Here is a 23,806-nt window from a genome sequence, read left to right on the forward strand (position 1 = left end):
GAACCAATTCGCTGTGGTCTACGAGGAGCGATTCACACTGCCGGCGCACGGCAGTCGATAAGCGAGTCGGCCAATAGCCAATTCAGCTCAACCGCCTCGCACACAGAAATCCTGACAGCCCCTCTCAACGAGGAGGCTCTTCAAGCACCAACGACGCAGAATGGATTTCTGTTTGTGGCATTGGCGGCGCCAGGGTTCCTCAGGGAGAACACTCCATGCATCCGCAGGTATCTCGGTATAGGCGGGCATGAAATCGGCAAGTCACAAAGCAAAACAGCCCTCGCGTTGAGGGCTGTTTTTGCTTTGTGGACCGTTCGTCCCTACTTCCTCATCAACGTACTCTTCCCGAACAACGACTCGATCAGGTCCACCGCCACCTCTGCCGTCCGGTTGCGTACATCCAGCGCCGGGTTCAGCTCCATCACGTCGAGCGACCCGAGCCGCCCGGTGTCGGCGATCATCTCCATGCACAGCTGCGCCTCGCGATACGTCGGCCCGCCGCGCACCGTGGTGCCGACACCCGGCGCCACGTCCGGATCAAGAAAGTCGACGTCGAAGCTCACGTGCAAATGCGTGTTCGCATCCAGCGTCGCCAGCGCCAGCTCCATCGCATGCCGCATCCCCATCTCGTCGATGTAGCGCATGTCGAAGACCTCCAGGTCCATCTCGTGCACGAAGCGCTTCTCGCCCTCGTCGACGCTGCGGATGCCGATCTGCCGGATCCACTTCGGGTTGATCGCCGGCACGTGCCCGCCGATCTCGATCAGCTCCTTCGGGCCGTGGCCGCACAGGCAGGCCACCGGCATGCCGTGCAGGTTGCCGCTCGGCGTCAGGATGTTGGTGTTGAAGTCGGCATGCGCATCGAGCCACAGGATGCGCAGCTTCCTGCCCGTCTCGCGGCAGTGCCGCGACACCGCGCTGATCGACCCCAGCCCCAAGCAGTGGTCGCCGCCCAGCAGGATCGGCAGCCGCCCCAGTACCAGCTCGGCATGCACCGCGTTGTGCACCGACTGGTTCCAGGCCACCACCTCGTGCAGGTGGCGGTAGCCGTCGGTCGGCGGTAGCCACGGGTTCGACGGGCCGGTCAGGTTGCCGCGGTCGGCCACCTCCAGCCCGTGCCCTTCGAGCACCGGCACGATGTTGGCCACGCGCAAGGCCTCCGGCCCCATGCTGGAGCCGCGGGTGCCGGCGCCGATGTCGGTCGGGGCGCCGATGATGCTGATCTGTTTGCTCATGGTGTGTGCAAGAAGGTGTGGTTGCAGGCAGCTCGTGACCGGTGCAACGGGTTCGTCGGCGAGCTCAGGTGTCGATCTCGAAGTGGTTCTTGTCGTCGGGGTCGATGTCGCGCAGCTCGAAGCCGTACTCCGCCTCCAGCAGGCTCCACGCCTCTTCGGCCGTCTCGACGAAACGGAACAGCTGCAGGTCGACCTCGCTGATCATGCCGGTCTGCACCAGCAGGTCGAAGTTGATCAGCTGCGTCCAGAACTCGCGCCCGAACAGCAGGATCGGCCGGCGCCGGCACTTGCCGGTCTGGATCAGCGTCAGCGCCTCGAACATCTCGTCGAGCGTGCCGAAGCCGCCGGGGAAGCACACCAGCCCGATGCTGCGCATCAGGAAGTGCATCTTGCGCATGCCGAAGTAGTGGAACTGGAAGCACAGCTCCGGCGTGATGTAGGGGTTCGGCGCCTGCTCGTGCGGCAGCACGATGTTCAGCCCGATGCTCTTGCCGCCGATCTCGTGCGCGCCGCGGTTGCCGGCTTCCATGATGCCGGGGCCGCCGCCGGTCACGACGTAGATCGGCGTGCTCAGCGCCTTCGATTTCAGCGTGACGATCTCGGCGAAGCGGCGCGCTTCTTCGTAGAAGCGCGACATTGCCATGTGCCGCTCGGCGATGCGCAGCGCGGTGGCGTCGCCGGCCGCCCGGGCATCGCTCAGCAGGCGCTGCGCGACATCGGGCGACACGATGCGCGCGCTGCCGAAGATCACGATCGTCGACTCGATGCCCTGCTCGGTCTGCACCAGCTCGGGCTTCAGCAGCTCCAGCTGCATGCGCACCGGGCGCAACTCTTCGCGCAGCAGGAAGGTGGTGTCGGTGAACGCCAGCCGGTAGGCGCTTTCGGGGCCGTCGTACAGGTTCGGGGCGTTCGGTTTGGCGGCCTCCTGGCGGGCCGAAGGGAAGTTGCGGGCGGTGAGGTCGGTTCGCTTGTCCATGGCGCGCAGCTTAACGCCGTCCCGGGGCTGAAATCGGCCGGGAATCACCCCGTCGGCGACAGCAGCGCATCGAAGGCATCGCGCATCGCCGGCGTGCTGGCGGCGAGCGAGCGGCTCTCGAGCAGCGGCAGCCCGTCGCGCGCGACGATGCCGGCCCCCGCTTCCTGCAGCAGCACGATGCCGGCGGCGGCATCCCAGGCACCCATGTCGTGCTCCCAGAACGCGTCGATCCGGCCGGCAGCCAGGTAGGCCAGCTCCAATGCCATCGAGCCCGAGCGCCGCACGCCGCCGAAGCTGCGCAGCACCCGGCCGAACTCGCCCAGGTAGCTCGCCATGCGCGGCGAGGTGGGCTTCGGAAACACCGTCGCGGCCAGCGCGTCGATCGGCCGGGCCCGGTCGGCGCATTGCAGCGCTGCGCCGTTCAGCCGCGCGCCGCGTCCGCGGATGGCCGCGAAGAACTCGTTGCGACAGGGGTCGAAGATGGTGCCCAGCACCGGCGCGCCGTCGACCACCAGCGCGATCGACACCGCGTACTGCGGGTAGCCGCGCAGGTAGTTGGCCGTGCCGTCCAGCGGGTCGACGACCCACAGCGGCGGTTCGCCATCGCCGGCCACGGCCGCCTCGCGCCGGCCGGTCTCTTCGCCGAGGAAGGCATGGCCCGGGTAGGCGCGGCGCACCACGTCGAGGATCTGCTGCTCGGCCTCGTGGTCGATCTCGCTGGCCAGGTCGCCTGGCTGCTTGCGCAGCAGCGCCACCGCGTTCAGCCGCGAGCGCGAAGCCTGCAGATGGGCACCGGCCGCGCGGGCCGCGCGTTCGGCCACTTGGTAAGCGGCGAGCAGGTCGAGGGAGCCGGTCAGAGCAGTCATCGGGCGGCATCCTTTCGGGACAACAGGCTGACGTAGTCGTGCTGCGCGGTGTTGATGATCGATTCGCGGTGCTCCACCGGCTTGTCGCCGAAGGTCAGCGCGACGCGGTGCACCTGCATCACCGGCAGACCGGCTGCGATGCCGAGCACCCGCGACGCATGGCGGTCGGCGGCCGCGGCGCGGGCACGCTCGCGCGCATGCACGACGGTGATGCCGAACTCGCTCTGGTACAGCTGGTACAGCGTGCTCGGCCGCTCGCGCAGGCGCTTTTCGGTCAGGCCCTTGAAGAGGCCGGCCGGCAGCGTCAGCCGGTCGAGGATCACCGCGCGGCCCTGCAGTGCGAGCCGGTTCTCGAACTGGAACGCGGCATCGCCGGCGCGCAGGTTCAGCGCCTCGGCCTGCGCGTCGTCCAGCTTCACGCGGTCGAACGACAGCAGCTCGACCGACGGCGCCTCGCGCAACCCGTCGGCGCGCTCGACGTAGAAGAACTGGAACAGGAAGCGGTCGGGCGAGTGCGTCGCAACGAAGGTGCCGCGGCCCTGGCGCCGCACCAGGATGTGCTCGGCCGACAGCTCGTCGACCGCCTTGCGCAGCGTGCCGATCGACACGCCGAACGCCTGCGCCAGCTCGGTCTCGCTGGGCAGCGTGCTGCCGGGGGCCCAGGTGCCGCCCTCGATCGCCTGCAGCAGTGCGCGCTTGACGACGCGGTACAGCGGCATGCCGGCCGCCTCGGGCGCGATGGCGGCGAAGTGCTGGCTGGCGGGCATCCGGGGATTCTACGTCCAGGTGATCCAGGTCAATCAAGTCATATGGATGACTCGTTTGACAGCCAGGAAGCGCCGGTCGATATTCGCCGCCATCGATGCAGGCAGCCGCCGTTGCGCGGCAGGAGGTTCCGGATGATTCATTTCGTATTGCACGACGCCCACGACAGCGTCGCGGTGGTGGTGGTCGAAGGCGTGAAGGCCGGCATGCCGCTGGCCGGCTGGATCATGGACGAGGACCGCATGACCGAGCTGGTCGCGCGGCAGGACATCCCGATCGGCCACAAGGTCGCGCTGCGCGACATGGCGGTCGGCGACACGGTGCTGAAGTACGGCATCGACATGGGCAAGGTGGTCGCGCCGATCAAGGCCGGCGAGCATGCGCATGTGCAGAACATCAAGACCAAACGCTGGTAACGGGATCCACCATGGCAGTCATTTCAAAGAACACCACCTTCCTCGGCTACCGCCGCGAAAACGGCCGTGTCGGTGTCCGCAACCACGTGATCATCCTGCCGCTCGACGACCTGTCGAACGCCGCGGCCGAGGCCGTCGCCCACAACATCAAGGGCACGATGGCGATCCCGCACCCATACGGCCGGTTGCAGTTCGGCGCCGACCTCGACCTGCACTTCCGCACGCTGATCGGTGCCGGCTGCAACCCGAACGTCGCGGCGGTCGTCGTGATCGGCATCGAGGACGGCTGGACGAAGAAGGTGGTCGACGGCATCGCCGCCACCGGCAAGCCGGTCACAGGCTTCGGCATCGAAGGCCACGGCGACCACGACACCATCCTGCGCGCCTCGCGCATCGCCCGCGAATACGTGCAGTGGGCGAGCGAGAAGCAGCGCGAAGCCTGCGCCATCAGCGAGCTGTGGGTGTCGACCAAGTGCGGCGAATCCGACACCACCTCCGGCTGCGGCGCAAACCCGACGGTGGGCAACGCCTTCGACAAGCTGCACCCGCTGGGCAGCACGCTGTGCTTCGGCGAAACGTCCGAGATCACCGGTGGCGAGCAGATCGTCGCGGCGCGCTGTGCGACCGATGCGGTGCGCGAGCGCTTCATGTTCATGTTCAACCGCTACCAGGACATGATCAACCGCCACAAGACCAGCGACCTCTCCGACAGCCAGCCGACCAAGGGCAACATCGCCGGCGGGCTGACGACGATCGAGGAGAAGGCGCTCGGCAACATCCAGAAGATCGGCAAGGTCTGCACCGTCGACGGCGTGATCGACAAGGCCGAGATCCCGACGCACCCCGGCCTGTGGTTCATGGATTCGTCGTCGGCCGCGGCCGAGATGGTGACGCTGTGCGCCGCGTCGGGCTTTGCAGTGCACTTCTTCCCGACCGGCCAGGGCAACGTGATCGGCAACCCGATCGTGCCGGTGATCAAGATCTGCGCGAACCCGCGCACCGTGCGGCTGATGGGCGAGCACATCGACGTCGACACCTCGGGGCTGCTCCAGCGCGAGATCACGCTCGACCAGGCGGGCGACCAATTGCTCGAATCGATGCTGCGCACCGCGAACGGCCGGCTCACGTCGGCCGAAGCGCTCGGCCACCGCGAGTTCGTTCTCACCCGCCTCTTCGAGAGCGCATGATCCGGCGATGAAGATCCTCATCACCGAATTCATGGACGCGCCGGCGGTGGCGCGGCTGTCGTCGCGTCACGAGGTCATCCACGAGGCGACGCTGGTCGACGACACGCCGCGCCTGCTGAAGCTCGCCGCGAGCGCCGATGCGATCATCGTGCGCAACCGCACGCAGGTGCGCGGCGAGCTGCTGGCGGCGCTCGCGCGCTGCAAGGTGGTCGGTCGGCTCGGCGTCGGGCTCGACAACATCGACCTGGCCGGCTGCGAGGCGCGCGGCATCCGCGTGATCCCGGCCACCGGCGCCAATGCGCAGAGCGTGGCCGAGTACGTCGTCGCGACCGCGATGCTGCTGCTGCGCGGCGCCTACGGCGCGACCGCCGAGGTGGCGGCAGGCCAGTGGCCGCGCGCCGCGCTGACCAACGGTCGCGAGATCGGCGGCAAGACGCTGGGGCTGGTCGGCTATGGCTCGATCGGGCAGCTGACCGGGCGCCTGGCACGCCTGCTGGGCATGCAGGTCGTCGCGCACGATGCGGCGATGCCGGCCGGCGCCGACGTGCCGTCGCTCGCGCTCGACGCACTGCTGGCGCAGGCCGATGTCGTCAGCCTGCATGTGCCGCTGCTCGACAGCACGCGCCACCTGATCGACGCACGGCGCCTGACCGCGATGAAGCCCGGCGCGGTGCTGATCAACACCGCGCGCGGCGGCGTCGTCGACGAGGCAGCACTGGCCGAGGCGCTGCGCGACGGGCACCTCGCGGGCGCGGCGCTCGATGTGTTCGAGACCGAGCCGCTGCCCGCCGGCAGCCCGCTCGCCGGCTGCCCGAACCTGCTGCTGACGCCGCACATCGCCGGCGTCACCGCCGAGGCCAACGAGCGCGTGTCGTCATTGATCGCCGACAAGGTGCTGGAGGCCCTGGCATGACGGTGATGACGATGGACGACGCGCGCCGGCGCGTCGCGGCCGCGCTGCAGCGCGCCGGTGCCAACGCCGCGATGGCCGAATCGACCGCCCGCGCGCTGGTGCTGGCCGAGGCGCAGGGCCTCGCGTCGCACGGGCTGAGCCGCGTCGCGCAGTACAGCGGCCACCTGCGCTGCGACCGCGTCAACGGCGCGGCGCAGCCGCAGGTCGTCAAGCGCAAGGGTGCCGCGCTGGTCGTGGATGCGCAGGAGGGGCTCGCGTTCCCGGCCTGCGACCTGGCCATCGCCGAGGCGATCCGCACGGCCGGCGAGCTCGGCATCTGCATCGTCGGCGTCGTCAACAGCCACCACTGCGGCGTCGTCGTCGACCACCTGCGCGCGGTCACCGCGGCCGGCATGGCGGGGCTCGGTTTCTCGAACTCGCCGTCGGCGATGCCGGCGGCCGGCGGAAAGCACCCGATCTTCGGCACCAACCCGGTGGCCGCCGCCTTCCCCCGGCGTGGCGCCGACCCGCTGCTGATCGACCTGAGCCTCAGCGAGGTCGCGCGCGGCAAGCTGATGGTGGCCGCGAAGGAAGGCCGCAGCATCCCGCTCGGCTGGGCGCTCGACGCGAACGGCGAGCCCACCACCGACCCGAAGGCCGGCATGGAAGGCTCGATGCTCGCGATCGGCGCGGCCAGCAGCCCGAAGGGCGCGATGCTGGCGCTGGTGGTCGAGCTGCTGGTCACGGCGCTGATCGGCGCGAACTTCGGCTTCGAGGCGTCGAGCTTCTTCGTCGACGAAGGCAACCGGCCGCACCTGGGCCAGACCTTCATCGTGATCGACCCGGGCGCGCTGGCCGGGCGCGAGATGTTCCTGGACCGGCTGGAGGTGCTGGTGCACGAGATGCTGCGCGACGACGGCGTGCGACTGCCCGGCGCGCGGCGCGAGCAGCTGCGGCGCGCCGCGGAGCGCGATGGACTGAACGTGTCGGAGGCGCTAGCGCAACAGCTGTCCTGAAGCTACGACTTTCCGCGCATATCGATAGGTTTGCAGCGAACCCGCGTCGCGGGCAGCATGCCGGCCATTTGAAGGAGACGAGCGTGAAGCGACGAGCAGTACTGATCGGTGCCGCGGGCCTGTGGCCTGCGCTGGGGTTCTCGCAAGCCGGCGACTACCCGAAGCCCGGTGCCACGATCCGCTACGTGGTGCCGTTTCCGCCCGGCGGCCTGACCGACGTGATGGCGCGCCTGGTCGGCCAGCAGCTCGGCGAGCGCTGGAAGGTCAGCGTGGTGATCGACAACAAGCCGGGCAGCGGTGGGCAGATCGGTGCCGACATCGCGGCGAAATCGCCCGGCGACGGCAACACGCTGCTCGCGATCACGCTGACGCATGCGGCCAACGTCACGCTGTTCCCGAAGGCGGCCTACAGCTTCACGAAAGACCTGCGCCCGGTCGCGCTGCTGGCCGGCTCGCCGATCCTGATCGTGGTGCCGGCCGCGAGCCCGATCCAGAGCCTGAAGGAGCTGACCGCCGCCGCGAAGGCGCGCAACCTGAACGCCGGCTCCAGCGGCAACGGCACGCCGCCGCACCTGACGCTCGCGCTGTTCAACGAGCTGAGCAAGACCAGCATCCAGCACGTGCCGTACAAGGGCGGCTCGCCGGCGATGACCGACCTGATCGGCGGCCAGCTCGACGTGGTGTTCTCGAACTTCCCCGAGAGCATCGGCCACGTGAAGTCGGGCAAGCTGCGCGCGATCGCCATCGCCAGTGCCGCCCGCCACCCGCTGGTGCCCGACGTGCCGACCACCGCCGAGGCCGGCCTGCCGGAGCTGCTGACCGAGAACTGGACCGGGCTGATGGCGCCGGCCTCGATGCCCGATGCCGCGGTGAAGAAACTCGCCGCCGAGGTCGTGCGCATCATGCAGACGCCCGAGCTCGAGGAGCGAGCGCGCACGCAGGGCTTTCGCATCGATGCGCGCGGACCGGAGGCCTTCGCGGCCTTCCTTCACGACGAGGTCGCGCGCTGGGCGAAGGTGATTCAGTCCGCCAACATCAAACCCGATTGATGACCCACCCCCGAAGCGCCTTCGGCGCTTCCCCCTCAAGGGGGCGCCGCCAGCGGCCCGGCAAAGCCGGTTCCGCGGCGGCCGCTTGATCCTCCGCATACCGGGCAGCCGGCTTGGCGGGCGAGGCGGATCTCGGTCCATTCCATCGTGCGGGCGTCCAGCATCTGCAGCCGCCCGGCCAGCGAACTGCCGATGCCGGCCAGCAGCTTCAGCGCCTCGGCGGCCTGCATGCTGCCGATGATGCCGACCAGCGGCGCGAGCACGCCCATCGTCGAGCAGGCGACCTCCTCGAACGCGACATCGGGCGGGAACAGGCAGGCATAGCAGGGCGCGGTGTCGCTGCGGGTGTCGTAGACCGAGATCTGCCCGTCGAAGCCGATCGCGGCGCCCGACACCAGCGGCCGGGCGTGGCGGACGCACGCGGCGTTGACGGCGTGGCGGGTCGCGAAGTTGTCGCTGCAGTCGATCACCACGTCGGCGTCGGCGACCAGCGTGTCCAGGCGCTGCGCGTCGGCACGCTCGGCCAGCGCGTGCACCCGCACGTCGGGGTTGATGGCCGCGATGGAGCGCGCGGCCGAAGCCGCCTTCGGCTGGCCGACGCGCGACAGGTCATGCGCGATCTGGCGCTGCAGGTTGGTCAGGTCGACGGTGTCGTGGTCGACGATCGTCAGCGTGCCGACGCCCGAGGTCGCGAGGTACAGCGCCACCGGCGAGCCCAGCCCGCCGGCGCCGATCACCAGCGCATGCGAATCGAGCAGCCGCTGCTGGCCGGCGATGTCGAGCTCGTCGAGCAGGATGTGGCGGGAGTAGCGCAGCAGCTGGTCGTCGTTCATGACGGGATGGTAGTTGCCCCGTTCGCCCCGAGCGTGTCGAAGGGCCGGGCCGAGCCTGCCGAAGCCCTCGCACCAAGCAAAACGCCCGCGCAAGGCGGGCGTTCGGAAGGAAGCGAAGGGCGGATCAGTTCGTCGCCGGCGCCTCGGCATGCCGTTCGACGACCGACTTCGAGACGACGACCGGCTTGCCCTTCAGGCGGTTGATCGCCTGGGCCAGCGGGAAGTCTTCTTCGCTGCCGAACTCCGGCAGCGGCTTCAGCGGGTTCTTCTTGGCCGCCTCTTCCTCGAACTTCTTGCGCGCTTCCTCGCGCGCCTTCTCGCGGGCTTCGTCCTTCTGCTCGGCACCCTGGCCGCTGCCGATGTGCTTTTCCAGGTCGGCTTCGCGCACGCGCAGCGCCGAGAACAGGTTGCCGTCGGCGGTTTCGTCGATCATCACGTCGGGCACGATGCCCTTGGCCTGGATCGAGCGGCCGCTCGGCGTGTAGTAGCGCGCGGTCGTGATCTTCAGCGCGGTCTCGGGCGACAGCTGGCGCACGGTCTGCACCGAGCCCTTGCCGAAGGTCTGCGTGCCCATGATGGTGGCGCGCTGGTGGTCTTGCAGCGCACCGGCGACGATCTCGCTGGCCGACGCCGATCCTTCGTTGACCAGCACGACCAGCGGCACCTTCTTCAGCGCCTCGGGCAGCTTGCGCAGCGGGTCGCCGCCGCCACGGCGCAGGTAGTCGCTCGGCGAGGCCTTGAACGATTGCTTCGATTCGGCGATCTGGCCGTTGGTGGTCACGACCACCGCATCGACCGGCAGGAAGGCGGCCGACACCGCGACCGACGCTTCGAGCAGGCCGCCCGGGTCGTTGCGCAGGTCGAGCACCAGGCCCTTCAGGTTGGGTTCCTGCTTGTAGATGTCTTCGAGCTTGCGCGCGAAATCGTCGACCGTGCGGTCCTGGAACTGGCTGACGCGCAGCCAGGCGTAGCCCGGCTCGACGATCTTCGAGCGCACGCTCTGCACGCGGATTTCTTCGCGGGTGATCGTGACCGGGAAGGTGCGGCTTTCGGACTTGCGGAAGATGGTCAGCAGCACCTTGGTGCTCGGCTCGCCGCGCATGCGCTTGACGGCCTGATCCATCGTCAGGCCCTTGACGACGGTGTCGTCGATCTTGGTGATCAGGTCGCCGCTCTTCAGGCCGGCGCGGAAGGCCGGGGAGCCCTCGATCGGCGAGACGATCTTGACGAGACCGTCTTCCATGCCGATCTCGATGCCGACGCCGACGAAGCGGCCGGTCGTGCCTTCACGGAATTCCTTGAAGGTCTTCTTGTCGAAATACTGGGAGTGCGGGTCGAGGCCGGCCACCATGCCGCCGATGGCGTCGGTGATCAGCTTCTTTTCGTCGACCGGTTCGACGTAATCGCTCTTGACCATCCCGAAGACGGCGGCGAGCTGCTGGAGTTCTTCCAGCGGGAGTTGCGCGGCGGTGTTGCGGGCGGTCGCCTGCAACTGCATGGTGGTGAGCGCGCCAGCGACGGCCCCCAGCGTGATCCAGCCTGCGACCTTGAGTTTGGCACCCATCATTGACCCACTTCCTGCCTGATATGAAGACTTCACGCGAACCCAGTATAGAGCTGTGACCGGGCTTGGAGCTGCAGAGCTGCAGGAAGTTTCAAGGCTATTTCGGCGCTTTGACCGGCATGGTGTCAGGACGTGACGCGGGGTTTTCCCGCGTCGGTGTCAGACACGCATGCCGTGCGTCGCCGCCCGATCACTGCTTCGTGGCCGCCCAGGTGCCGGTGGCCGACGCGCTCGGGCGCGACCAGGTGCCCGAGCCGGTGGCGGCGCCGAGCGTGCCGGTGAAGCTGGCGTCGCTGCTGGTGCTGCCCACCGACAGGCCGCCGACGGCATCGACCGTGCCGCTGACGATGAAGCTGCCGCCCACGCCGGACGAGGTGCAGGTGCCGATCACGTGGGCCGCGGCGTTGACCGACAGCGCGGTGCAGCTGCCGGTGTCGCCGCCGGCGTAGGTGACGCTCCAGGTGCCGGCCGTGGTCGCCGGATGGGCGGGAATGACCGGCGGCGTGACGCCCAGGCTCGCGGCAAGCGCCTCGAACGCGACCTTGTTGAGGCGGGTCTGCTTCGTCATCACGGCCGGCTTGTCCTGGAAACCCAGGTAGACGTGGCCGCCGCGCTGCACGAAGACGCGGGTGAAGGTCTGGATGGACACGGCGGCCGGCAGGCCGCTGAAGGTCATGATCGGCGTGGCACCGTCCAGCGCGGTGGTCGACTGGTAGCTCGCGGTGCCGATGCTGCTGCAGTTGGAGAACACACCGGACACCGTGTCGAGGTCGCACAGGTGCAGGCTCACGGTGCCGTCGGCGTTGAAGCTGCCGCGCATCCGCTCCTGCAGGCAGACCTGGGCCCCGCAGCCGTTGCTGCCGTGCAGGTTGCCCATCGACACGGTGTTGGCCGTCGACACCGCCGCGGCGTTCGACACCGCCGGGTAGCTGGTGACCAGGCCCGCCAGCGTCGTCACGTTGTTGCCGACGAAGCCGTCGGTCAGCCGGTAGCCGACCGGGGTGAGGCTCTCGGTGTTCGAGATCGAGCGGATCTTCGCGCCGGCCGGCATCACGCCGGTCAGGTTCGCTGCGGTGACGCCGACGATGGTGGACGAGGTGTTGGTGCCCAGGTCCTGCGCCTTGGCCACCACGCTCGCGATCGTCTGGCCGGCCACGTCGGTGTCGGCCGAGGTCGATTGGCCGATGTAGCCGTGGTTGTAGTCGTAGGCGCCGTTCGGGCCGCTGTGGTTGGGCGTGGCGCCGTCCAGCGGCGTGTGCCAGCCCTCGGCGGTGACGAACTGGACGGTGTCGTACACCACCACCGCCGGCTTGCCGCCCGACTGGGCCTCGCGCACGTCGTAGTAGGTGCCGCGGCCGGTCGAGTCGACGACGTTGTCGGAGTAGTAGTAGCGCAACACATGGTTGCCGGCCGAGGTGTACGTGAAGGTGCGGGCCCAGTAGCTCGCCGTTGCGGGTGCAGGCGCAGGAGCGGGAGCCGGTGCGGGTGCAGGTCCGGGTGCCGGTGCCGGTGCCGGCGGGGTGCCCGCGACCGGGGCCGGGGCAGGCGAGCCACTGTCGCCCCCACCGCCGCAGGCGGCCAGCGTGGACAGCGAAACGGCCAGGGCAGACGCCCACAGGGCGCGCGTGGAAGCAGTGATCATGGATCTCCCTCGTGACATGACGTTCTTGATCGTTGTGATCCGGCGTGCGATCTCGGTCGCGCCCGGCAGCGGCGGATTCTGTCGGAGAGCCCAGCTGTCCTACAAGCCCCAAGGTTGATGAGCCGGCGTTCGCATGTGTGTCATGCGCGACATGAACCGGCCCCGGCGGGTCAGCCGCAGCTGCCGATGTGCCCGCAGGCGGTGCAGAACTCGCAGCCATCCTTGTGGATGACCGCGTGGTTGCCGCATTCGGGGCAGGCCGTGCCGGCCAGCGGCGCGCTCGCGGCGGCTTCGTCCGGGCCGGGCGGCTGCAGGATGCCCATGTCGCGCAGCGGATAGCCTTCTTCGTTCAGCACGCCCAGCATCGTGTAGCGGTGGATCACCAGCCGCGCCAGGTAGGCCACCGTCGACGGCCAGGTCTGCTGGCGCTGCTGGCCGGGCGCGAGCCCCGGCACGAAGGCCATGAAGTGGCCGAGCGGCTCGGCGTAGCTCAGCAGCTTGCGCAGCTTCATGCCGATCCAGGCCGGGTCGAGCACCCGCATGTCCAGCGACAGGATGCGCGCCAGGCCGTCCATCGCGCGCGGGTAGTTGCCCGACAGGCCCATCGCGCATGGCAGCGTGACAGCCGCGCCCTGGCCGCCCAACCCCTCCGGCAGCTGCACCTCCTTCAGCGACAGCGTGAAGGCTTCGTCGCTGGCCGGGTTGTGGATGTCGACCGACCAGGCGAGCGTGCCGTTCGGGCCGGTCAGCGGCTCCTGGCGGCTGAACATCGCGTCGATCACCGGGGTGGAGGCGGGCGCGCCGTCGGCGCCCGACCACAGCCCGAGCTGCTCGCAGCGCCAGCGGATCACCGCGGCGGTGGCCGCCACCACGCCCGGAAAGCGGCGAGGCGCGCCATCGGGCGGGAACGGCATGTCGAACGCGCGCTCCTCCTGCACCGTCGCCAGCGCGTCGAGCTTCAGCCGCACCCAGGCCGGGTCCTTCGCACGCAGGTCCATCGACAGCGTCTTCGCGAGCGCGCCCAGCCCGCGCGGCTGCTCGGCGCCGTTCACCCACACCTCGAACGGCGCGCTGCGGCCGTCCTGCGGCAGCTCGCCGATGAACAGCGCGAACTCCCCATGCGGGTGCCGGATCATGTAGGTCCACGCGGCGTTGCCGGCCGTCAGCTCGGGCCGGCCCGGCCAGCGCAGCGAGGCCAGCACCGGCTGCGGCGGCCGTTCGATCGCCAGGCGCTGGTTGGCGTGCACGGCCGGTGCCAGCTGCAGCGGCAACGCGGTCTGCTCCGCGCCTCCCGCGCTCAGCACCGAGCCGAGCACCGCGTTCGGCCGGTACGTCGCGAGGCCCTTCAGCCCCGAGGTCCACGCCCGCAGGTACAGGTCCTGGAAGTCCTCGTACGGGTAGTCGGCCGGCACGTTGACCGTCTTCGAGATCGCGGTGTCGACGAAGGGCGAGACCGCGGCCACCATCTCCTCGTGCGCCTGCGCGCTCATCTCGAGCGCGGTGACGAAGGCGTTGGTCAGCGGCGCCTGCGGTCCCCGCGCATGGCGAAACAGCCGCCACGCATGGTCTTCCACCGGGTACTGCTTCATGCTGCCGTCGGCCATGCGCTTCTTGCGCTGGTAGCGCCACGAGAACGCCGGCTCGATGCCGTTGCTCGCGTTGTCGGCGAAGGCCAGGCTGATGGTGCCGGTCGGCGCGATCGACAGCAGGTGCGAATTGCGCAGGCCCTGCTTGCGGATGCGCTCCTTCAGCGACCCGGGCAGGCGCGACGCGAAGGTGCCGCGGCTCAGGTACAGGTCGGCATTGAAGAGCGGGAACGCGCCGCGCTCGGCCGCGAGATCGCAGGACGCGGCATACGCGGTGTCGCGCAGCAGCGTGGCGATGCGGCGCGCTTCGTCGCGGGCCGCTGCGCTGTCGTAGCGCAGGTTCAGCATCACCAGCGCATCGCCCAGGCCGGTGAAGCCGAGGCCGATGCGGCGCTTGTTGCGGGCCTCGCGGGCCTGTGCGTCGAGCGGCCAGAAGCTGATGTCGAGCACGTTGTCGAGCATGCGCACCGCCAGCGTCGCGAGGCGGGCGAAGCCGGCGTCGTCGAAGCGGGCCGCGTCGTCGAACGGTGCCCGCACGAAGCGCGTCAGGTCGATCGAGCCGAGGCAGCAGCAGCCGTAGGCCGGCAGCGGTTGCTCGCCGCACGGGTTGGTGGCGGTGATGGTCTCGCAGTACGACAGGTTGTTGTCGAGGTTGATGCGGTCGAGGAACAGCACGCCCGGTTCGGCATGGTCGTAGGTGGACCGCATGATCTGCTCCCACAGCGCGCGCGCCGGCAGGCTGCGGTAGACCCACAACCCGTCGCTGCGCTGGTGCGCGCCGGCGGCCACCTGCTGCGGCCCGGCCGCGGCGCGGTGCACCAGGTCGACCGGGGCGTCGCGTTGCACCGCTTCCATGAAGTCGTCGGTCAGGCCGACCGAGATGTTGAAGTTGCTGAGGTCGCCCTTGTCCTTGGCATGGATGAACTCCTCGATGTCGGGGTGGTCGCAGCGCAGCACGCCCATCTGCGCACCGCGCCGCGCGCCGGCCGATTCGACGGTCTCGCAGGAACGGTCGAACACCCGCATGTACGAGACCGGCCCCGACGCGCTCGCCTGCGTGCTGGCGACCCACGCGCCGCGCGGGCGGATGCGCGAGAAGTCGTAGCCGACGCCGCCGCCGCGGCGCATCGTCTCGGCCGCCTCGGTCAGCGCGGTGTAGATGCCGGGGTGGCCGTCTTCCTCCTGCGCGATCGCATCGCCCACCGGCTGCACGAAGCAGTTGATCAGCGTCGCGGTGAGCTCGGTTCCGGCCGCCGAGTTGATGCGGCCGGCCGGGATGAAGCCGGCCTGCAATGCATCGAGGAAGCGCGCTTCCCACGACGCGCGCGCCTCGGCCGGCTCGGCCTGCGCGATCGCGCGCGCGACGCGCCGGCGCACGTCGTCCGGCGTGCGCTCGTCGCCCTTCGCGTATTTCTCGAGCAGCACCTCGGTGCTGATGTCCTGGGGGAGGAGGGCGGCGATCCGGGTGTCGGCCGGGGTGTCGGTGCTCATCGGGCTCCTTCGGGGCAGGTCCGTCGGTGGACGGCGCCATCGTGACCCAGCCACCCGCGCGCGTAAAGCGGCTGCGTGCGGATCCATGACGGCAGCAATGTTGACGCGGCGCAAGCCACGGCGAACCTGGCGCTCCTAGAGTCGCCGGCTCCCACTCGAAACGACACGATGCCGACAGAACTCTTCCATGCCGACGGGCACCAGTGCCTGATGTTCACCGACCTCTGCGACGAGGATGGCGACGCGGTGCAGTCGAACCAGTTCCTGATCGTCGACCGCGGCACCGGCGCGATCATCGACCCGGGCGGCACGCTCGCCTACAACGAGCTGTACATGGCGATGACGCGCCATTTCGCGCCGCACGAGCTGTCGGCGATCGTCGCCTCGCATGCCGATCCGGACATCATCGCGTCGCTCGACCGCTGGATGACGGCGACCCCCAGCGCGAAGCTGTACATCTCGCGCGTGTGGGAGCGCTTCGTGCCGCATTTCTGCAAGGCCGGCAAGGTGAAGGGGCGCATCGTCGGCATCCCCGACGCCGGGCAGCGCATCCCGATCGGGCGCCACGAGCTGATCGCGCTGCCGGCGCACTTCCTGCACGCCGAGGGCAACTTCCAGTTCTACGACCCGGTGAGCCGCATCCTGTTCTCGGGCGACCTCGGCGCGTCGATGGGTTCGGGCGCCCAGGCGCAGCAGCCGGTCACGTCGCTCGCCGCGGTGCTGCCGCGGATGGAGGGGTTCCACCGGCGCTACATGGTGTCGAACAAGGTGCTGCGGCTGTGGGCGCAGATGGTGCGCCCGCTGCGCATCGACATGATGGTGCCGCAGCATGGCGCGCCGCTGGCCGGCCCGGCGGTGAAGGAGTTCATCGCGTGGGCCGAGGGCCTGAGCTGCGGCATCGACCTGATGACCGAGCGCGACTACCAGGTCCCGGCCTGAATGACGGCCCCTCGCCCGGCGAGTACACCGGTCGATCCCCCATGGGGATGCGGGCCGGCTTGGGGCGGCCCGGCGCTCGGCTCGCGCGTGCCGGTCAGAAGCGCCAGCCGAGGCCGACGCCGACCAGCAGCGGGTCGACCTTGAAGGTGCCGAGGTTCGTCCCGGCGGCACTCACGTCGGTGCGGATCTGCACCTTCTTCACGTCGATGTTGAGCGACAGCTTGCCTTGCAGCGGGATGTCCACGCCCGCCTGCAGCGCGAGGCCGACGCTGTGGCGGTCGATGTCGACGCCCGCGGGCAGCTCGACGGCCGAGAACTGCGTGAAGTTGACGCCGGCACCGAGGTAGGGCTTGAAGCCGTTCAGGCCGGTGAAGTGGTATTGGGCCAGCAGCGTCGGCGGCAGGTGCTTCAGCGAGCCGATGACCGTGCCGCCGGCCTTCACGTCGTGCTTCTGCGGCCAGGTCAGCACCAGCTCGGTGGCGATCTCGGGGGTGAAGAAGTACGAGATGTCGACCTCGGGGATCACCTTGCTGTTGATGCTCAGGTCAAGGCCGGTGTCGTCCTTGTTGGCGCTGTCCAGGTAGACGGCGCGCAGGCGCACCAGCCATGGGCCGGAAGCCTGGGTCTGCGCCTGGGCGGCGAATGGCACGGCGGTGAAGGCGGCAACCGCGGCCAGCGCCAGCGCGGCGCGGGCGAACATCGAGCGGGGAGTCATGGTCTCTTTCCTGTGGCTGTGGGGTCGTGTGCGGGGAACATCCCCGGCACGCCATTGCAGCGCGACCCGAGCGGGCGGACCTTGCCGCCGCGCAAGCTCGTGGCCGACGGGCGGGGTCGACGAAGGCGCGGGCTGACGCGGCTCAATCGTGGCGTTTGCCCGGACCATCGCCGCATCGAGCGGGCGCCGGACGCTGCCCGGCGGCCGGACCGCGTCGGCCTACCTTGCTGTCAGGCCGGCCCGCCCGTCGCCAGCGACCGGCGCTGTCGCCAGCCGGGCGCCGACGTGTTGAACAAGGGCTGGCCTGGGCGCAGCACGGCACGGTGCAGCGCTGCGGCCGAGCGATGCCGCTGGAAGCCGTCACGCAGCACGTGAAGGCAGTTTTCGGCGTTTGCCACGCCGCCGACGAAGAAGCGTCGGCCCGGCGGAAAGCGATGCTGCTCGGTGTTCCACCACGATCGCAGGCGAGACGTGTCCGGCCACAGAAGCCCGTCGTCCTCGTCGCTCGCCGTCTCGTCGTCCGGAACTTGCTCGGGCGGACGTTTCAGGCCGAGCGAGGCGAGGTCCGCACCGGTGATGAAGCACAGGGCCTCGGCTGCGATGCGCGCGTGTCGATCGTCTGTCATGCGCTCGAAAAGCCAGGGCACCACCTGGGTGTCGCCCGTCCAGGCCGCGGCCTTCATCATCGTTCGCATGTCCGCAGGCGCATCGGCGAGTTGCCGCACCAGCCGCCGTGCCTCGTCGGGCGCGGCCGCGACCAGTGATACCAGAAGCGCCTGCTGCGACATCGGGTCGTCTGCCATGGCCACTGCGTGCAAGCGTTCATGCACCGCCGGGCCCTTTCCGAGCAGCACCGCGGACCGCGCAGCTTCGAATCGGCAACGTGCATCGTCGTCGGCCAGGCCGTGCATGCACAGGGCGGCCCGTGCTTCGAGACCGACATCGCCGACGGCGCGCAGGCCCTGCGCACGCACCCGCGGATCGGGGTCCGCCAGCGCCTGCACCAACGCGTCGCCCGGATCCACGCGATGCTGCGCGCAGACCGCGATGCCGAGGGAACGGACAATGCCGACCCCGTGGGCCAGCAGCCGAGGCACCAGGCCGCGCAGCAGTGGTGCCGAGCTCCATCCGAAGGCGGACGCCATGGCCGGGCTCGCGTCGGGAACGACCTCGACCAGCGACAGCAGGCGATCGATCGTCCCGGCATCGCGATGCTGGACGGCCAGGCTCGTGGCGACGAAGATGGATCCGGCATCCGGTTCGGCCAGGCCCTGCCGGGCCAGCCTGATGGCGTGGTCTCCCGCGAGGTACAGGCCGTCGAGATGCGCCAGCAGGCGGTCGTCGTGCCGGATCACGTCCTTCAACCGGATGTGCGGGGCGCGAACCATGCGCTTGCGCTGCCCGCGCAACGAGACCGCATCGTCCCAGTGCTGCTCGGCCATCCCCGGCAGCACGCCGTCGTTCGCCAGTCGTTCGGTCTCCGTCATGACAGCGAGCGCCTGTTCACGCGCCGCCGATCAGGTCGAGCACGAGATACCCCGAGGTCGTCTCGATCAGCCGCCCACTTGACCGCTGCGCTTCGACCTCGCGACGCTGCACGGCCTCGCGTCGAACCCCGGCCAGCTGAAAAGGCCAACGCCGGATGACGTCGAAGGTCGGCGCAGCCAGCCACTCGACGACATCCGCGGAACTCAGCTCAGCGGCCAGGTCGGAGAGGTCGTCGACGCGCTTCAATCCGAAGGCGGCCGGTGCAAAGCTCTCGACGGCCAGCAGCAGAAACGACACGAAGTCCTTCTTGACGGCCTCGTCGACGATCTTGTCGACAGGGTCGCGGTCGCTGTGCAGCGCATCCCAGATCGATGCATCGAACAGCACGGACAGCGCGGCCTCTCGGGCACCGGTTGGGTGGACGAACAGGTGGACGACATGCAAGCGGCCTTCGATGTCGATGTCGCCCCCGGCGCGGAACCATCGATAAGGCTGTCGCATCGATTCTGCGACGTCATGGGTCAGGCCCGACTCGACGAACGCCTGCCAACGCGCCTCGCCGTCGGCCAGGCTGCCGCGGTAGGCGTCGATCTCTTCGTCCGACGCTTCGCGACGCTCCTTGAACCCGTATTGCGTCAGGTAGGTCCTCAGTCGGGCGAAGGCCGCATCACAACTCGTCGTCGGGATTCCCGTGGTCAGAAGGCAGGTGTCCATGGCGGTCAATGAGGTTGGATCTGGAAGTCCTTGCCCGGCTTCAGGCCCTGGCCGGCGGCAGAGTCTCGCAATTGCCTGACCTTGTCGCCCGGGATGGCCTGGTGGACGCCCTTGAACGCACTGCCCAGCAATGCCGGACCTGCAATCGCGTACTTCTTGACCTGTTCGGCCTTGACCGTCCCGGGTCGCTTGCATTCCTTGATGACGCCGTTGGGCATCACGATGTCGATCTCACCGGACAGCTTGCAGTGCTTGCACTTGTACTTGATGTTGGTCCACATTGCATTCACGTCGCTGGCCACCTTTTGCTCGAATGCCTTGTCTTCGGCGTATCCCTCGGCGTCGAGGGCGGTCTGCATCAGTGCCGCCGCGTCGACGCCGGTCTTGCGCCCGTAGGCGGCCTTCGGTCGCCCCGTCCTGTCATGGTAGGCCGCCAGGCGGGCCGCCTCGTCGCGTTTGGCGAGGTCCTTCTGCCTGGCCGCTTCCAGTTCCTGTCGGCGCTGCGCCTCGGCCTCGTCGGTCAGTTCCGAGAATTCGATCTCGTGGCCGGGGCAGTCGTCGATCTCCCGCTCGGACTGGTCGACGCCGGCCATCGTCGCGCCGGTGTTCGGCGGGCTGCCGCCCGGACCGCAGTTGTTCAGCATCGGCTCGCCGAGCAGATGCACCGACTTGCCTTCGATCTTCACCGTCATCGAGCCCGGCGTGATGAACTTCGCCGGGCCGTGGGTATTGGCCGACACGAGGCCTCCGCCGGTGCCCTTGCTGGCCATGTCGCCGATGCTTTCGAACGTGGCGCCGCGGATGGCGACGGCATGTCCTTCGATGGTGACGCTCGTCGAATAGCCTTGCGGCGACAGATTGGACTTGGCGATGTTCGGAAGCGGCGTGGGAATGAACGGCGCCGGCGGGGCCGGCATCTTGCAGATGTTCGGCAGCGTCGCCTTGGCCATGCCGAGGCTGCCTTCGGTGACCGGTGTCTTGGGCGGATGGATGGCGACGCTGTTCATCTCAACGAGTCCTCGCGGCAGAGGGGGAATCGAGCACGGCGGCAGCCCTCACGCCGTCGTCCGAGGCAGCCCAGAGGAGCGTTCGAGGTCCACGGGCGTACCCGCGCGCCATCGCCTGGCAAGCGAGCACGGCGAAGAGCGGGCCCGACGCGGCACCGGTGTCTCCCCAGCCATCCGCAGGCGACCAGTAGTCGGTCGGGTCGTCGAAGGCTGCGCCGTGCCGCAAGCAGACGAAGCCCCATTCCTCGCTGCGATGGCGCTCTCCGTTGATGTCGCAGATGACCGCGTCGAAGCGTCCCGGCCGCGACGACAGGCGCTCGAGGATCGCGCCGATGGTCGAACCGAGCCCTTCTCCAAGGCACGGGTCGTTGCTCGCCGCCGCGTGCGTTTCCCGCCCGACGGCGCTGGCGACCAGGCACGCCTGCGAATGCAGGCCCGAGGTGTCCATGGCCGATTCGCTCATCAGCAGCACGAAGGCTGCCGCCTCGCCCGGCACGAAACCCAGGCGCGTCGACGCATCGGACAGGCGTCGGTCGTCGGCGAGCCACTGCATCGTGGCGCCGTCGGCGTAGCTGTCGACGCCGCCCACCAGGCACAGCGGGAACTCGCCGGACGCGATGCGCCGCGCGGCCGCACCGATCAGCGCCAGACCGCCGGCATGCCCCCGGTCGGGCACCGTCGATTCGAGCCGGCACAGGCGCAGGTCCTCGCCCGACCCGATGGCGGATCGGACGGCGTCGGCCCGGGCCTCGTCCCAGCCCGGTCGGACCCCGGGAAGCGCCACCATCAGCGGAACCTCCTGTCCGCGCGGAAGCGAGGCCGCTGCGCGGGCCTCGCGCAGCGCCGTGTCGGCCAGCGCCAGGCACCGCGCGGTCCCCGCGGCATCGACGTCCAGGACCTGGTCGAACGCCGTGATCAAGCCGTTGCCCTTGGCGTCGCGGAAATGCGGGTGCTCGCGTGCCGCGCTGAGGCCGGCCCGATAGGCCGCCGCACTCGACGCGGCGCGCAGCCCGAGGGACGTGCGGGCGCCGCAGGCGACGATGTGCACCGGGCGGTTCATGGCGCGGCGAACGCCTCGTGAACGGTGGTCCGGTCGAGATCCTCGGGCACGCCGTGGTAGGTCAGCGCCGTCGTCCACAGCATGGTCAGGCGCGCCTGCTCCGGCTCCAGCAGCACCGTGGACAGGTGCGCCGCATGCTGTTCGACACCGCGGCCGGCGATGCAGGTCGAGAACACGAAGTCGGCGCGCGGCAGGTCGAACTGCACCCGGCCCGACGGCGTCAGGTTGAGCAGGTCGACCGGTTCGCCGCCCCGCAGGGGCTCGCGGGCTTGCTGGTCGAGCGGTGCGCATTGAAGCGAGCGTGGGTGCCACTCCTCGGCGAGCAGTGGCGCGCGGTGCGCCCGCCAGGCGTCGTCGTAGGTGCCCATGGCTTCACGGCGCGGCGACCAGTGTCCGTCGATCGGTCCGAAGCAGGCCGGTCCCGTCTTCTCGACATCGCCGTCGGGATACTCGAAGTTGGGCAGGCGATGGCCGCTTCGATCGCCACCGGGGGCCGCCAGTCCGCAGCCGACCGGGTTGCGTGGGTCGTAGACATGCCGGGACGGGTCGTCGGACGTCAGGTCCTGCCCGCCGAAGCAGCGTTCGTAGACGATCGGCACCTGCATCACCGGCACCGCGGCAGAAGCCCTGGCCCCCCATCGCCCGTCCACCCAGGTGCGGTCGCCGCGGACGGTCAGCGCCTTTCGCACGGCGCCAAGCCGGAACGCGACGTGGAACTCGGTGCTCGGCCGGTGGCCCGGCGCATGCGCGATCCCCTGGATCAGGACGTCGGTCAGCGGCTTGGGCTCGGTCAGGTCGGCTGCGTAGCGCAGGCTCGAAGCGCCCGGGTCGCCGTGGTATTCGGGCGCGATCAGCGGCGGGACTTGCCGGTCGGAGCGTCGCAGTCGACCGTCCGCATCCCAATCGAACGAGGCCTTCACGGCGACGATCCACTGGTGGATGCCGTTCCTGTCCCGGCCCCAGGTCTTGCCCACGGCGTACGGCGTCCGGTTGCGAAGGGTCCACATGCGTCGTCTCAGGTGGCGTGATCCATGCGCTGGTGATGGCGCGTGGTGGCGTAGCCTCGCCCGGCTTCCCAGCGGACCAGCGGTTGCGATTCGGCGACCGCTTCATTGAAGGCGGGCAAACGCAGGTCGACGAGTCCGTTGCGGTGCAGCAGCAGCAGGTCCTCCATCGCGCCGGCGACGTCGTCGAACAGGGCTGCGACCGGGGCCCCGCCCGGCCACGCGGCCTGCAGGCGGCGCAACGCGGGCTCCATCGCCAGCCCCGATGTCTCGACCTGCACACGGGTCGTCGGGTGCTCGAACAGGGCCGACCCCGCCGCGGTTCGCTGCCCGGTCGGCGCCAGGCAGGAGGCCATCTCGAGCGCCTCGCATTCCCCGGGCGTCAACGGCACCGGCTCGAACGCGCCGAAGGACAGGATGGGCGAATGCAGTTGCCGATGGAGCAGCAGGTCGACCGTGTCCTCGATGGATCGGCCGACCAGCCCGGCGTGGCGGAGCTCGTCCTCCAGGCCCGGGCGAACGCGGCCCGACGCATGGTTGAAATCGGCATCGCCGACGGCGTGGAAGTCCCTCGAACGCAGCATCGACAGGAACTCGCTGCGCCAGTAGGCACGGTTGTGTTCGCTCAGGTATTCGTGGGCGATGTAGGACGAGTCGTGGCGCAACAGGAAGCGGAATTCGTCGGCGAGCAGGCGGGCATACGGCGGTGCCGCGCTGTCGGCGACGCCGGACGTGCCGGCGATGCAGGCCGCGGCGCGCCGGGCGAACTCGGCCCGGTCGCGCAACGTGCCGTGCCCCGCCGTCTGCGCCAGCAGGAAGTCGCGCACCAGCCCGCGCACCGACCACCCGGGCAGCGTGTTGTAGTTCAGGTAGAGGAGCCCGTTCTTGCGCAGGCATCGCTGTGCGATGTCGAGCAACCGGTCGCGCGCCTCGTCGTCGATCCACGAGAACACCCCGTGGCCGATGACGTAGTCGAACCTGCCTTCGATCCGCTCGCCGGCCTGCTTGAAATCGGCATGGATGAACCGGACGTTGCGAAGGCCCAGGCGCGCTGCCGTGTCGCTCGCGACACGGACCTGGCTCGCGGCGCCATCGACGCCGACGAAGGTCGAACGCGGACGGTGGAAGGCCATCGGCAGCAGGTTGCCGCCATCGCCGCAGCCGAGTTCGAGCACGTCGCACCGGTTCGACGGCGCCCGCGGGCCGCCGTGCAGCATCGACGTCAACGACAGGCGTTCCGGCGCGGTCCACTCGATCGGACTGCAGCGGTAGACGACATCGTCGTAGGGGTTGCCCATGCGGTTGAGTCTCGAGCCCGGACGACTCACAGGATCGGCCCATTCTGAAGCGCGGCGGCCGCT

Annotated in this window: 21 protein-coding genes; 6 read left to right on the top strand and 15 right to left on the bottom strand. The window is 69.5% G+C overall.

What is annotated here, in order from left to right; all coding sequences use genetic code 11:
• Nucleotides 1–320: 320 nt before the first annotated feature.
• From rocF to ASC98_RS19245, 4 genes are all read right to left on the bottom strand, one after another.
• Entirely contained in the window at nt 321–1,235 is a 915-nt protein-coding gene (gene rocF, locus ASC98_RS19230; RefSeq protein WP_056807013.1) for an arginase, read from the bottom strand.
• A gap of 64 nt (nt 1,236–1,299) precedes the next feature.
• Nucleotides 1,300–2,211, bottom strand: a complete 912-nt coding sequence (locus tag ASC98_RS19235) for an LOG family protein (RefSeq protein ID WP_056807016.1) — start codon at nt 2,209–2,211, stop codon at nt 1,300–1,302.
• Nucleotides 2,212–2,255: 44 nt separating this feature from the next.
• Nucleotides 2,256–3,077 (bottom strand): inositol monophosphatase family protein, encoded by an 822-nt coding sequence (locus tag ASC98_RS19240; RefSeq protein ID WP_082542167.1) that lies wholly within the window; start codon nt 3,075–3,077, stop codon nt 2,256–2,258.
• Nucleotides 3,074–3,844 carry a GntR family transcriptional regulator gene (locus ASC98_RS19245; RefSeq protein ID WP_056807022.1) on the bottom strand — a complete coding sequence of 257 codons (771 nt, stop codon included), beginning with the start codon at nt 3,842–3,844 and terminating at the stop codon, nt 3,074–3,076. Before ASC98_RS19245 ends, ASC98_RS19240 begins: the two co-directional genes overlap by 4 nt.
• 132 nt (nt 3,845–3,976) lie before the next feature.
• Here ASC98_RS19245 and ASC98_RS19250 point away from each other — a divergent pair, with 132 nt between their 5' ends.
• From ASC98_RS19250 to ASC98_RS19270, 5 genes are all read left to right on the top strand, one after another.
• Complete coding sequence (locus tag ASC98_RS19250) at nt 3,977–4,258, top strand: UxaA family hydrolase (protein ID WP_047503134.1); 282 nt, start codon at nt 3,977–3,979, stop codon at nt 4,256–4,258.
• Nucleotides 4,259–4,269: 11 nt separating this feature from the next.
• On the top strand, nt 4,270–5,445 hold the full coding sequence (locus ASC98_RS19255) for a UxaA family hydrolase (protein WP_056807025.1): 1,176 nt from the start codon (nt 4,270–4,272) through the stop codon (nt 5,443–5,445).
• A 7-nt stretch (nt 5,446–5,452) separates the two neighbouring features.
• Nucleotides 5,453–6,358, top strand: coding sequence for a hydroxyacid dehydrogenase (locus tag ASC98_RS19260; protein ID WP_056807027.1), 906 nt, complete (start codon nt 5,453–5,455; stop codon nt 6,356–6,358).
• Nucleotides 6,355–7,353, top strand: coding sequence for an Ldh family oxidoreductase (locus tag ASC98_RS19265; RefSeq protein WP_056807030.1), 999 nt, complete (start codon nt 6,355–6,357; stop codon nt 7,351–7,353). The genes ASC98_RS19260 and ASC98_RS19265 overlap by 4 nt, the downstream gene beginning before the upstream one ends.
• An 83-nt stretch (nt 7,354–7,436) precedes the next feature.
• Nucleotides 7,437–8,402 (top strand): tripartite tricarboxylate transporter substrate binding protein, encoded by a 966-nt coding sequence (locus ASC98_RS19270; protein WP_082542174.1) that lies wholly within the window; start codon nt 7,437–7,439, stop codon nt 8,400–8,402.
• Nucleotides 8,403–8,437: 35 nt separating this feature from the next.
• On the opposite strand, the gene ASC98_RS19275 is transcribed toward ASC98_RS19270, so the two are convergent.
• From ASC98_RS19275 to ASC98_RS19290, 4 genes are all read right to left on the bottom strand, one after another.
• A complete protein-coding gene (locus ASC98_RS19275) occupies nt 8,438–9,235 on the bottom strand; it encodes a molybdopterin-synthase adenylyltransferase MoeB (protein WP_056807036.1) in 798 nt (265 codons plus the stop codon).
• 124 nt (nt 9,236–9,359) lie between these two features.
• Nucleotides 9,360–10,799: a S41 family peptidase gene (locus ASC98_RS19280; RefSeq protein ID WP_056807326.1), complete on the bottom strand. Its 1,440-nt coding sequence runs from the start codon at nt 10,797–10,799 to the stop codon at nt 9,360–9,362.
• Between the two features lie 190 nt (nt 10,800–10,989).
• The gene (locus ASC98_RS31340; protein ID WP_082542168.1) at nt 10,990–12,441 is read right to left on the bottom strand and encodes a hypothetical protein; all 1,452 of its coding nucleotides are present in this window, start codon (nt 12,439–12,441) and stop codon (nt 10,990–10,992) included.
• Nucleotides 12,442–12,611: 170 nt separating this feature from the next.
• Nucleotides 12,612–15,518 carry an adenosylcobalamin-dependent ribonucleoside-diphosphate reductase gene (locus tag ASC98_RS19290; protein ID WP_056807041.1) on the bottom strand — a complete coding sequence of 969 codons (2,907 nt, stop codon included), beginning with the start codon at nt 15,516–15,518 and terminating at the stop codon, nt 12,612–12,614.
• A 168-nt stretch (nt 15,519–15,686) separates the two neighbouring features.
• Between ASC98_RS19290 and ASC98_RS19295 the strand changes: the two genes are divergently transcribed.
• The gene (locus ASC98_RS19295; protein ID WP_056807045.1) at nt 15,687–16,457 is read left to right on the top strand and encodes an MBL fold metallo-hydrolase; all 771 of its coding nucleotides are present in this window, start codon (nt 15,687–15,689) and stop codon (nt 16,455–16,457) included.
• Nucleotides 16,458–16,551: 94 nt separating this feature from the next.
• Here ASC98_RS19295 and ASC98_RS19300 read toward each other — a convergent pair whose 3' ends face one another.
• The 7 genes from ASC98_RS19300 to ASC98_RS19330 form a co-directional block, all read right to left on the bottom strand.
• Entirely contained in the window at nt 16,552–17,172 is a 621-nt protein-coding gene (locus ASC98_RS19300; RefSeq protein ID WP_235581319.1) for an OmpW family protein, read from the bottom strand.
• 230 nt (nt 17,173–17,402) lie between these two features.
• Nucleotides 17,403–18,659, bottom strand: a complete 1,257-nt coding sequence (locus ASC98_RS19305; protein ID WP_082542170.1) for a TIGR02270 family protein — start codon at nt 18,657–18,659, stop codon at nt 17,403–17,405.
• Between the two features lie 16 nt (nt 18,660–18,675).
• Nucleotides 18,676–19,374 (bottom strand): hypothetical protein, encoded by a 699-nt coding sequence (locus ASC98_RS19310; protein WP_056807050.1) that lies wholly within the window; start codon nt 19,372–19,374, stop codon nt 18,676–18,678.
• Between the two features lie 5 nt (nt 19,375–19,379).
• On the bottom strand, nt 19,380–20,381 hold the full coding sequence (locus ASC98_RS19315; RefSeq protein WP_056807053.1) for a PAAR-like domain-containing protein: 1,002 nt from the start codon (nt 20,379–20,381) through the stop codon (nt 19,380–19,382).
• Between the two features lies 1 nt (nt 20,382).
• Entirely contained in the window at nt 20,383–21,441 is a 1,059-nt protein-coding gene (locus tag ASC98_RS19320) for a beta-ketoacyl synthase N-terminal-like domain-containing protein (protein ID WP_056807055.1), read from the bottom strand.
• Nucleotides 21,438–22,415: a DUF2169 domain-containing protein gene (locus ASC98_RS19325; protein ID WP_162249329.1), complete on the bottom strand. Its 978-nt coding sequence runs from the start codon at nt 22,413–22,415 to the stop codon at nt 21,438–21,440. Before ASC98_RS19325 ends, ASC98_RS19320 begins: the two co-directional genes overlap by 4 nt.
• A gap of 41 nt (nt 22,416–22,456) precedes the next feature.
• Entirely contained in the window at nt 22,457–23,743 is a 1,287-nt protein-coding gene (locus ASC98_RS19330; protein ID WP_056807060.1) for a class I SAM-dependent methyltransferase, read from the bottom strand.
• Nucleotides 23,744–23,806: the final 63 nt, after the last annotated feature.

The organism is Rhizobacter sp. Root1238, assembly GCF_001425825.1.
Taxonomy (GTDB): Bacteria; Pseudomonadota; Gammaproteobacteria; order Burkholderiales; family Burkholderiaceae_C; genus Rhizobacter.